Consider the following 10,707-nt stretch of genomic DNA (forward strand, 5'->3'; position numbering starts at 1 on the left):
CAGCGGAAAGCACACTCTCCGCTGTCGTAGAATTATGTCGTTTGTGGTGCAATCGGTCCTGTTTCACGTTTCTTCAAAATGATTTGAATTGTAACGAAAGTGGCCAGAAGACCTAACCCAATAATATCGGTCATCATGGTCGGAATGATTAATGTTACCGCACAAGCTGCAGCTAAAATTCGGAAGAGCATGTGCACTTTTGTAATGAAATACCCTTCCAATGCCGCTCCCAAAGCGAGAACTCCTACCGTCGTCGTGAAGGTAATCCAAATAATCTCGAAGGCTGTGGCATTTTGCATGAGAAGTTCGGGTCCATATACAAATACATATGGAACCAATATTCCGGCTCCTGCAAGCTTCAAGGAAATGAACCCGGTTCGATTCGGATTTCCTCCTGCGATCCCCGCTCCCGCAAAAGCTGCAAGCGCTACTGGCGGCGTCAAGTTTGCAAAAATACCGAAATAGAATACGAACATATGGGAAACGAATGGCTCAATTCCGAAATGCGTGAGAGCCGGCGCAGCCATCGAAGAAGTAATGATATAAGTCGGAATCGACGGGAGACCCATCCCTAAGATGATCGAAGCAATCATCGTGAAGAATAACGTTAAAATCAACGTGTCATTCCCTAATATTAATATCGCATTCGTCATCTTCAAACCAAAGCCTGTAAGAGAAGCCACACCCACAATAATCCCAACCATCGCACACGCCATCGCTACCCCTAACGCACTTCGGGTTCCTTCTTCAAGTGCCAGAACAATCGACTTAAAGTTCATGCGGGTCGTTTTGCGGAACATGGAAATCACCACAGTTGAAATGATTGCCCAAGCGGCCGCATAAATCGGAGTAAATCCACCGAATAACATATAAATGAGAATCACGAGCGGAATGAGCAAATGCCCCCGCTCCTTTAGAACATCCATCATATTCGGCAAGTTTTCACGGGATAAGCCCGATAGCCCTAATTTCTTCGCCCGTAGATGAACCACGGTCAATACGCCTAAATAATATAGAGCACCTGGTATAATCGCGGCCAATGCAATATCCGAGTACTTCATTCCGAGCGTTTCCGCCATGATGAATGCTGTTGCACCCATGACAGGAGGTAAAATTTGGCCTCCTACCGAAGCGGATGCTTCAACTGCTCCGGAGAAGTCTTTAGAATAACCGGTACGCTTCATAAGTGGAATCGTGAAAGCACCCGTCGTCACCACGTTCGCAACAGCGGAACCATTGATTGACCCTAAGAAGCCACTCGAAATGACCGCCACTTTCGCCGGTCCTCCCGATGTATGCCCCGCAAGTGCAAGAGCCGTGTCATTGAATAATTGCCCCATTCCTGTCTTATTCAAAAATGCGCCGAACAAGACAAACAGGAAAATATACGTTGCCGAAACACCAATCGCTGTTCCAAAAATCCCTTCAGTCGTCAAAAACATATACGTCACAATATCATCCAGCTCATAACCGCGGTGGGCAATCACCCTTGGCAATTCCGGACCTAAGAAAGCATAGAGCAAGAAGAGTCCACACAAAATCGTAAGACCATTCCCGACAACACGCCTGCCGCCTTCAAGTACAAGCATGACCATCAGCAAACTGAAAAGAATATCCGTGTTGTTCGGCAATCCTGCTCGTTGGATAATACCGGTATAGTCCACAAAAATATAAGAAATCGTCGCCACAGATAAAATAGCCAGGAAGAAGTCGATGACCGACGGACGATCCTGAGGCGCTTTCTTCCACGAAGGATATAACAAAAATACTAAGACCAACACGACTCCCGTATGTACTGCCCTGTGCTGTAAGGTTACAAGTGGCCCTGTAAATGAAGTAATCAAGTGGAATAAAGCCAGTCCGACCGCAATCAGTGTAACAAGCCGTAAAATCCAAGGTACATTTATCTTTCGGAAACGTGATTCCGAATCGTATTTTTCCATTATCTCCTGATGTTCTTCGGGTAACTCCACAGTTTCGTCAGCTTTCATCGCCATACACATCCCGCCTTTCTACTAAAAATGTGGCATCCCCATCAGCACCCACTCGTATAACCGGACCTTTTCAAATGAGATACGGACTTCCTCATAGTCAGGAACGAAATCTTCCAACGGATAGCTTTTCCCGTCCACTTCGATAGAGTACTGAGAAATAGGGACATAAAGTAATGAATAATAAGGAACGATCCGTTCAATCTCCGTTACATGAATCATTCCATTTGGTAGTAGTTCTGCTTTGCCTTCCCGGTCAGGGGTGCCTGCCCCATACATTTTGTACTCGGTAAAGGCGAGGGACAACTGTCCATCCTCGCCTACCCGATACGTTTCCTTCCAAGGCGTCTTTTCAACCGAATGCCGCCATCCTACTGTCACTTGATCCTCACCGGGAATAAATTTCAAAAGCTTTCCCTCACCATCAGACACCTTAAAACCGGTGTCTATTGGTAGGAATGAAAGGACCGTAACAGCCAGTACGAAAAGCACAATCAAATAGTTTTTCATCGATTACTTCGGAACGGAAATCCCTTGTTCCTCAAAGTACTTTTTCGCACCTGGATGCAATGGCGCTGGCAGGCCTTCCACCGCTTTCTTAATATCAATTTCAGCGGCTGCATTATGTGTATTTTTCAGTTCTTCCAAGTTTTCGAAAATTCCTTTTGTCATAGCATACGCTACGTCATCGGAGACATCTTTATGTGTTAACAGAACGTTATACACACCAATCGTTGTGACGTCCCCTTCCATCCCTTTATACGTATCTTTTGGAACGACAGTCGGGAAGAACGCCGGATAATCCTTTTGCATTTCCTTGATCTTCGCTTCATCAATTTCTACAACAACAATGTCCTTGCTTGTCTCAAGTTCCATAACGCCGGCATTTGGCAGTCCGGAAGAAATTACAACTGCATCAATCGTGTTGTTCTTCATTCCTTCGACCCCTTCAGCAAATGACAGATAGTCAGCCGAGATGTCATCATAAGTCATACCAAAAGCCTTCAAAATCCGCTGTGCACTGATTTCCGTCCCGGAGGCAGGAGCACCAACTGCTACTTTCTTTCCTTTCAAATCTTCAATTGTTTTAATGCCAGATTCTTTTGTTGCGACAATTTGCAAGTAGTTCGTGTAAAGAGCAGCAATCGTGCGAAGATTTTCCTGCGCCCCTTGCTCTTCAAAACTATCGACTCCTTGGTAAGCATCTGCTGCAGTATCCCCCATAGAGAACCCGATTTCCGCTTTCCCTTGGTTGATCGTTGTGGCATTCGCCGCAGAAGCTGCAGTCGATTGGCTATTCGCCGTAGCCCCCATCTCTTGATAGATTTTCGCCATCGTACCGCCTAACGGGAAGTACACCCCTGAAGACCCTCCAGTCAGCACGGTAATGAATTCCCCATCAAGCAGTTTGCCGTCTGCTTCCGCTTCAGGCGTGTCGCCGCCGGATTCCCCGCAAGCCGCTAAAACCATACTAAATACCAATAATGCCACCATGAATAAAAACGATTTTCTCTTCATCCCTTTTCTCCCTCCTGATCTTATGAAAATTTTTGAAGGAGAGCCTATTAAATTAATAGACTCTCTCTTGATGAATGAATTAGTTGTACTGATAGAGATCTTCCCAAGCCGGCAGCATTTTGTTCAGCTTTTTATCCTCACGATAGCCGAGCACATACTCCGCTTGCATAATCGTGTGAATTTCACGAGTTCCTTCGTAAATGACCGTTGCTTTCGAATTACGCAAGTAACGTTCTACCGGATACTCATCGGAATAGCCATATGCACCATGAATTTGAACGGCATCATCCGCGGCTTTATTGGCAAAGTCACATGCTTGCCATTTCGCAAGCGACGTTTCACGTGTATTGCGTTTACCTTCATTCTTCAACTGGCCTGCACGGTAAACGAGCAGACGGCTCATCTGATAACCAGCTTCCATTTTTGCGATCATTTGTTGCACTAATTGATGTTGGCCGATTTCTTTGCCAAACGTCTTCCGGTCATGACAATACTTCACACTCGCCTCGATACACGCTGCAATTTGTCCAACTGCGCCTGCAGCAACTGTAAACCGGCCATTATCAAGTGCAGCCATCGCAATCTTGAAACCTTCGCCCTCTTCACCTAACAGATTTTCCTTCGGTACTCGAATATCTTCAAAGAAAATCTCTCCGGTGTTCCCCGCTCGGATACCCAACTTCCCTTTGATCGCCTTCGAGGAGAACCCTTCCCAGTCACGCTCAACAATAAAGGCTGAAATTGCACGGTGTTTTTCAGCTTTGTCGCCTGTATACGCAAAGACGATGAAATGGTCCGCGACATCACATAGCGAAATCCATGTCTTTTGGCCATTCAAAATATAGTAGTCTCCGTCCTTCACAGCGGTTGTCTGAAGTGCGGCCACGTCAGATCCTGCACCCGGCTCCGTCAAACCGAAGGCACCGATCTTCTCGCCTTTCGCTTGCGGAACTAAGTACTTCTTCTTTTGCTCCTCTGAGCCCCATTGCAGCAACGTCATGCTGTTTAGGCCCACGTGAACGGACACCGCAGTACGGAATGTCGTGTCGCCCCGCTCCAATTCCTCACAAACAATCGCAAGCGAATTATAATCCATACCACTTCCGCCGTATTGTTCAGGAATGCATACACCCATTAGCCCTAAATCAGCAATTTTACTAATGATGGATGACTCAAAATGCCCCTTCCGGTCCCACTCTGCAATATTCGGCATAATTTCCTTATCTACAAAATCCCTCACTGTTTGACGCAACATATTCTGCTCTTCTGAAAATGAAAAATTCATCCTACAATCTCTCCTTTTCGTTCTCCTAATATTTCCTCATTATGTTCACCTGGATCTGGTGGATGGAGCCTGATTTTGACTGGTGTACGCGATAACTTCAACGGGCTGCCGATCATGCGTATTCTACCGGCAGACGGATGCTCCGCTTCAACGATCATGTCGCGGGCGATCAGTTGCGGATCTTTAACGACTTGTTCCAAGTTTTGGATCGGTCCACATGGAATATTGTTTTTCCGGCATTCCTCTCGCCAGTAAGAGGTCGGTTTGGTTACTAAAACTTCCTGAAGCATCGGAATCAGCAGTTGTCGATGTTGGACACGGTCCGGGTTTGTCCGGAACCGCTCATCCTCGGCAAGCTCAGGTTGATCCAGCACGCCGCAAAATGCCCGGAACTGATGGTCATTCCCGATTGCCACAACCATTTCCCCGTCCCCCGTTTTAAACGTCTGATACGGAACAATATTCGCGTGTGTATTTCCAAGCCGCGATGGCATTTTCCCGGCCATCAAATAATTGCTTCCGATATTGACGAGGGCACTCACCGCACTGTCATACAATGACAGATCAAGCTTTTGTCCTTTCCCGGAAGTGGACCGTTCCAATAACGCCGCTTGGATTCCAATGACAGCATAGAGCCCTGTCAACACATCCGTAATGGCTACGCCGACTTTTTGAGGTCCGGACTCTTCATTCCCCGTAATACTCATAAGTCCGCTCATCGCCTGGATGATGAAATCGTATCCAGGCAAATCCTTCTCTGGACCCGTTTGCCCGAAACCGGTGATGGACGCATACACAATTCCCGGATTCAATGAAGCAAGCGTCTCGTAGTCAAGCCCGTACCGTTCCATCGTTCCGGTCTTGAAATTATTAAGAATCACGTCGCTTTCCTTCACCAACTCTTTAATCGTTTCGATTCCTTCCGCAGTTTTCAGATCAACCGTAATTGCCTTTTTGTTCCGGTTCGCGCTTAAATAGTAAGCGCTTACACTGTTCTGGAAAGGCGGCCCCCATTTTCTCGTTTCGTCGCTTCCACCAGGCGCTTCAACCTTAATGACTTCCGCACCCAAATCTCCCAAAATCATCGTGCAATACGGGCCAGCCAGCACCCTCGACAAATCGAGGATCTTGATGTTTTGCAATGCACCCGACACTTCTGCATCCTCCTTGAGCAATATAAAAAGCCAACCCAAATAGAGATACAGAAATCCTGTACTCTTATTGGACTGGCTTACACCTGCGTAAACAGATCCGGCTAAGGAACGTTGGCAGATTAGGCAGCGTATGTGGCTTTTACATATAGTACTTCACCATGCGGGTTGGTCGCTTGTGGCGACTCGGCATAGTTCTTGTTTACGAGTATAATAGATTGGATTTTTATTTGCAATATTTTATTAATTCAAATAACAGAAGTAAAGTGATGTTCGTACTGTTTATGTACATCCCGTAAAGCGGAAGCGAGCGCATTTCCCGCCTTGCCCAAGTAATGCTGCTTCAACTGTTCAATCGGCTCCTCTACCCCATCCCGTAAACTATGCCCTCTTAATAAATGATGGATAAAGTCACGGCCATGCTCAGTCGCCAGCGTACAGCTCGCCGATACAATCACTCCGTACTTCTTATCGACCTCGGCTGTAATAGTCAATGTCCCATATATACTTTGTGCCGCCATTCCATTTGGTAAGCGAGCATGCCCTGCAATAAAGACAGTATTCATATTGTTTCCCTCCTTAATTGAAAGGGGGTGCCCCCGATAGAGGCATCCCCTTTATTTTCATGAAAATCTCAATCGCGATAACCTGTGTTCGCACGGACAGACACTTCCGCAAAGCGCTTTGCATCCACTTCCTTCGATAATAGCGTACCGATAAATCCGCCTAAGAAACCAAGCGGAACCGAAATAATAGCCGGATTTGCATACGGGAAGAGAGGCTCTCCAACAAAGATTGCGGTCCCTTCAGGCGAGATCACACTTGGACTCACTGCAACTAAAATCAGCGCAGAAAGCAGCCCTGTAATCATAGCCGTCATGGCTCCAGCCGTATTGAATCGTTTCCAGAAAACCGTATACAGGATCACTGGCAAGTTTGCACTTGCCGCTACACAGAACGCAAGGGAAACTAAGAACGCAACATTCAGTGACTGTGCGAATAAAGCAAGCAAGATGGATAACACGGATACACCAAGAGAGGCATAGCGTGCGGCTTTCATCTGCTGGGTATCTGACACTTGTCCTTTTTTAATGATTTGCCCGTAAATGTCATGGGCGAACGCCGATGCACCAGATAAAACAAGACCCGCTACAACAGCCAAAATGGTCGCGAAGGCTACTGCAGAAACGAAGGACATCAGCAAATCTCCACCAAGAGCCTGAGCCAGCAACGGAGCCGCCATGTTCCCGGCAGCATTGGCTTCACGGATAGCAGTCGAACCGACGAAAGCCGCAGCACCGAATCCTAAGAATACTGTAAGTACGTAGAAAATCCCGACGATCCAAGTTGCATAGACGACAGAACTTCTGGCAGTCTTCGCATCTTTAACTGTGAAGAAACGCATCAGGATATGAGGCAGTCCTGCCGTACCTAAAACGAGTGCCAACATGAGGGAAATCGTTCCAATCGGATCTTTATACCGAAGACCCGGCTGTAAATAAGCTTCCCCATGCTCTGTTACAGTTTTCACTTCAGAGAACATTTGGAGAATGTTGAAATCGAAGCGCTGTAACACTAAAAATGAAATGATCACAGTACCGATCATCAGAAGAACAGCTTTGATAATTTGCACCCAACTTGTTGCTGTCATCCCACCGAATAATACATAGATAGTCATCATCACTCCGACGATCAGAACGGCAACCCAATAAGGAATTCCGAATAAAAGCTGAATAAGTGCACCTGCACCAACTAACTGTGCAATCATATAGAAAATAACAATCGTAATCGTGCTTAACGCTGCAACCGCACGCACTTTCTTCGCATCAAAACGCGCATTGATCATATCTGCAAGCGTGTACTTCCCTAAATTCCGCAATGGCTCCGCCACAAGGAATAGTACAACCAAGTAAGCAATTAAGAAACCAATACTATAGAAGAATCCATCGTATCCGAATAGCGCGATAGAACCCGCAATACCGAGGAAAGAAGCAGCCGACAAATAGTCACCGGCAATCGCAAGCCCATTCTGCCAGCCAGTCAAACCCCCACCAGCAGTGTAGAAATGCGAAGTCGATTTCGTCCGTTTCGCAGCGTAATATGTAACAACAAGCGTCAAAATAACAATAGCCAAAAACAACGTAACGACCGTACCATTCATCGCTTACCGCCTCCTTTCACAATTTCCTCCTCAATGATCACATCTGCGTCATCATCAAAGGAAGCAGACTTCTTCGCATACATCGTACAAAGCACCCACGTCATGATGAACTGAGCAAGCGCAAACAACCATGCCCAGGAAATATCACCGATCACAGGCGTATTCAGAAAGTCCGAATAAGACGTCATCACAGGCAAAGTAAAATAGAAAATGAGGAAAAACACAGTTAAAGGAACAATGAATTTCTTCTTCTTTGCCATGAACTCACGGAATCGGCTGCTCTCCGCAATCCGCTCAAAATCCACCCCTGATTTGTGAACAGAGTGACTCTTCGGAGGACCTTCCTCATTCGGGTCCATAGCATCTTCTGCGTAAACACCTTTCATTCTATCAACCCCTTTGGAAAAATAGTGTAATACACTATAATCTTATAGTTTTAATACGAAACATTCAAACTATTTCAAGTAGTATGATTTTACTATTTTTCTAAAAGACTCTATGACAATTGACGTGTACATTGACAGAATGGGAATGAAAGGCGAATAGTATTTGTTTATGGCGAGCAGTCGATTGCCTTATTTTGCTCATAAAAAAACTCCCGGCGAACCGGGAGCTTTCATTCAATAGGCATTACAATACTGCTGAAGATCCACCGTCGATGTTGACGGAAGTTCCTGTTAAATAAGAGGCTGCGTCAGAAACTAAGAATGTAATGACGTTAGCTGCTTCCACTGTGTCACCGATGCGTCCAAGAGGAATGCCGTGTTCCGGTTTACGGGAGAACTCGTCCCATGACATTTCCGGGTTCACATTCTTCCACTTCTTCTCGATCTGATCGCTGCGAATCAACCCGATACATACTGTGTTCACACGAATATTATCAGCACCGAGATCCTTGCTCATCGCTTTTGTGAGCGCCATACCAGCTGCTCGGCTCACCGATGTCGGCAACGAAGAAGCTGTCGGTGTTTTCCCTTTTACCGCTGTTAAATTAACGATTGCACCGCCGCCAGCTTTTCTCATATGCGGAATGGCCGCCTTCGAGCAATTGATCGCTCCAAACAACTTCAAATCCAAATCGTCGCGCCACAAATCAGTATCGACGCTATCGAATGGCTTTGCCTGTGATGTCCCTGCATTGTTGACTAATATATCAAACTGTCCGTATTTCTCTGCTGCTTCATTGACAGCTTTTTGACAATCAGCTTCATTTCGGACATCCGCTACAATTGTAAGAACTTCTTCACCTGTCTCGGCTTTGATCCGTTCAGCGGCCGCGTTCAAATTCTCTTCATTGCGAGCACAAATGGCGACCTTTACGCCTTCCTTAGCCAGATTGATGGCCGTCTGAAGTCCAATCCCTTTACTGCCGCCTGTAATCAGCGCCACTTTTCCTGTTAACCCTAAATCCATCTTTCATTCCCCCTCAATTTAAAAAGTCAACCTACTCTCATTGTAGGCTGACTTCTCTTTTCGAATCAATCATTCTATTATTTGAAGATGAAGATTGAAATGATGGCAAACGAAATAATCAACGTGATCACAATCAGGAACCCCGTAACAATTGCGACGGCTCCAAAACCTCGAAGTGAAGAAAAACCGTGCGCCAACCCAAGTCCCATGCTTTGAATCACAATCGCGTAAACCCCAATTCCAAGCGTAATGAGGTTATAGATCAAGTAAACGGCAATGGGAAGAACCGTAAATTCGTAAATTTGAGGCGCTTCATATAAATCCTTTCCGTAAATGAGCAGGATCAACACATTGATCGGTGCCATCCAAATTCCCGGAAGTGCGGATGATGCAACAATTTTACTCACCTGAGGCATCGTTCCACTGCCGCCCAACATCTTCCCGACCAATGTATATAAGAGCGTCATAAACCCCCAGCCCATTAAACCCAATACGATAGCTGCTCCAAACGAAATCGCCAATATCGCAACTAACGGGAAATCACCAAAAAATCCTGTATCTGAAAAAGCCATAATACTGCTCACCAACGAACCAAGCAAAGTAAGCATAACCGCATATCCGACCGTCTTCTCATCTAATATGTACTGAAGTGTCTCTTTCGGTCGGCTCCATATCGTTATGAATGGATTCATCCCGCATCTCCCCCTTCTCTTCTTACTACGGATAGTACGCAGAAAAGTTACAGAAAAGAATATTAAGGAAGGAATTTGTTTGAAGTGCTTGGCATTGGAAGAATGGTTGTAGACTTTGGTGATTTGGTTGTAGATTTATCCTGCTTAGTTGTAAACTTCACTAAAATGGTTGTAGACTTTCACCGTTTAGTTGTAAACCTTGGACAAATTGTTGTAAACCAGCATTTTCATCATTCATTAAATCAGTAGATCGTACTGGATTGATTTGGTTGTAAACTTCCCTTGCATAGTTGTAGACTTCCCCCGCTTTGTTGTAAACTTCACCAAAATGGTTGTAGACTTTCACCGTTTAGTTGTAAACCTTGGACAAATAGTTGTAAACCAGCATTTCCCCCCAGTCAAGTCCATAATCTTGTGTAAAATTACTGGGCAATCATTAGTTGCTGAAATTCATTATTTATAGTTTTCTATTCAGTGGATTTTTCCACTTATATTG

11 protein-coding genes are annotated in these 10,707 nt (G+C 45.5%); 1 reads left to right on the forward strand and 10 read right to left on the reverse strand.

The features are described from left to right. Positions 1-32: 32 nt before the first annotated feature. The 10 genes from ACFOZY_RS04070 to ACFOZY_RS04115 form a co-directional block, all read right to left on the reverse strand. Positions 33-1,997, reverse strand: a complete 1,965-nt coding sequence (locus ACFOZY_RS04070) for a TRAP transporter permease (protein ID WP_378152541.1) — start codon at positions 1,995-1,997, stop codon at positions 33-35. A gap of 18 nt (positions 1,998-2,015) precedes the next feature. After that, positions 2,016-2,501, reverse strand: coding sequence for a DUF1850 domain-containing protein (locus ACFOZY_RS04075; protein ID WP_378152543.1), 486 nt, complete (start codon positions 2,499-2,501; stop codon positions 2,016-2,018). A gap of 3 nt (positions 2,502-2,504) precedes the next feature. After that, positions 2,505-3,509, reverse strand: a complete 1,005-nt coding sequence (locus ACFOZY_RS04080) for a TAXI family TRAP transporter solute-binding subunit (protein WP_378152545.1) — start codon at positions 3,507-3,509, stop codon at positions 2,505-2,507. A gap of 79 nt (positions 3,510-3,588) precedes the next feature. Next, positions 3,589-4,794: an acyl-CoA dehydrogenase family protein gene (locus tag ACFOZY_RS04085; RefSeq protein WP_378152547.1), complete on the reverse strand. Its 1,206-nt coding sequence runs from the start codon at positions 4,792-4,794 to the stop codon at positions 3,589-3,591. Continuing rightward, the gene (locus tag ACFOZY_RS04090; protein ID WP_378152549.1) at positions 4,791-5,948 is read right to left on the reverse strand and encodes a CaiB/BaiF CoA transferase family protein; all 1,158 of its coding nucleotides are present in this window, start codon (positions 5,946-5,948) and stop codon (positions 4,791-4,793) included. The genes ACFOZY_RS04085 and ACFOZY_RS04090 overlap by 4 nt, the downstream gene beginning before the upstream one ends. 245 nt (positions 5,949-6,193) lie before the next feature. Continuing rightward, positions 6,194-6,511 carry a DUF3870 domain-containing protein gene (locus ACFOZY_RS04095; RefSeq protein WP_378152551.1) on the reverse strand — a complete coding sequence of 106 codons (318 nt, stop codon included), beginning with the start codon at positions 6,509-6,511 and terminating at the stop codon, positions 6,194-6,196. Between the two features lie 68 nt (positions 6,512-6,579). Continuing rightward, on the reverse strand, positions 6,580-8,106 hold the full coding sequence (locus tag ACFOZY_RS04100; protein ID WP_378152553.1) for a solute symporter family protein: 1,527 nt from the start codon (positions 8,104-8,106) through the stop codon (positions 6,580-6,582). Continuing rightward, the gene (locus ACFOZY_RS04105; RefSeq protein WP_378152555.1) at positions 8,103-8,492 is read right to left on the reverse strand and encodes a DUF485 domain-containing protein; all 390 of its coding nucleotides are present in this window, start codon (positions 8,490-8,492) and stop codon (positions 8,103-8,105) included. Before ACFOZY_RS04105 ends, ACFOZY_RS04100 begins: the two co-directional genes overlap by 4 nt. 244 nt (positions 8,493-8,736) lie before the next feature. Beyond that, on the reverse strand, positions 8,737-9,519 hold the full coding sequence (locus tag ACFOZY_RS04110) for an SDR family NAD(P)-dependent oxidoreductase (RefSeq protein WP_378152557.1): 783 nt from the start codon (positions 9,517-9,519) through the stop codon (positions 8,737-8,739). Positions 9,520-9,596: 77 nt separating this feature from the next. Continuing rightward, the gene (locus ACFOZY_RS04115) at positions 9,597-10,211 is read right to left on the reverse strand and encodes a YIP1 family protein (RefSeq protein ID WP_378152559.1); all 615 of its coding nucleotides are present in this window, start codon (positions 10,209-10,211) and stop codon (positions 9,597-9,599) included. Between the two features lie 75 nt (positions 10,212-10,286). On the opposite strand from ACFOZY_RS04115, the gene ACFOZY_RS04120 reads away from it, so the two are divergent. Further along, a complete protein-coding gene (locus ACFOZY_RS04120) occupies positions 10,287-10,460 on the forward strand; it encodes a hypothetical protein (protein ID WP_378152561.1) in 174 nt (57 codons plus the stop codon). The last annotated feature ends 247 nt before the right edge of the window (positions 10,461-10,707 follow it).

Source organism: Chungangia koreensis (assembly GCF_042651785.1).
In the GTDB taxonomy this organism is placed as follows: Bacteria; Bacillota; Bacilli; order Bacillales_A; family Planococcaceae; genus Chungangia; species Chungangia koreensis.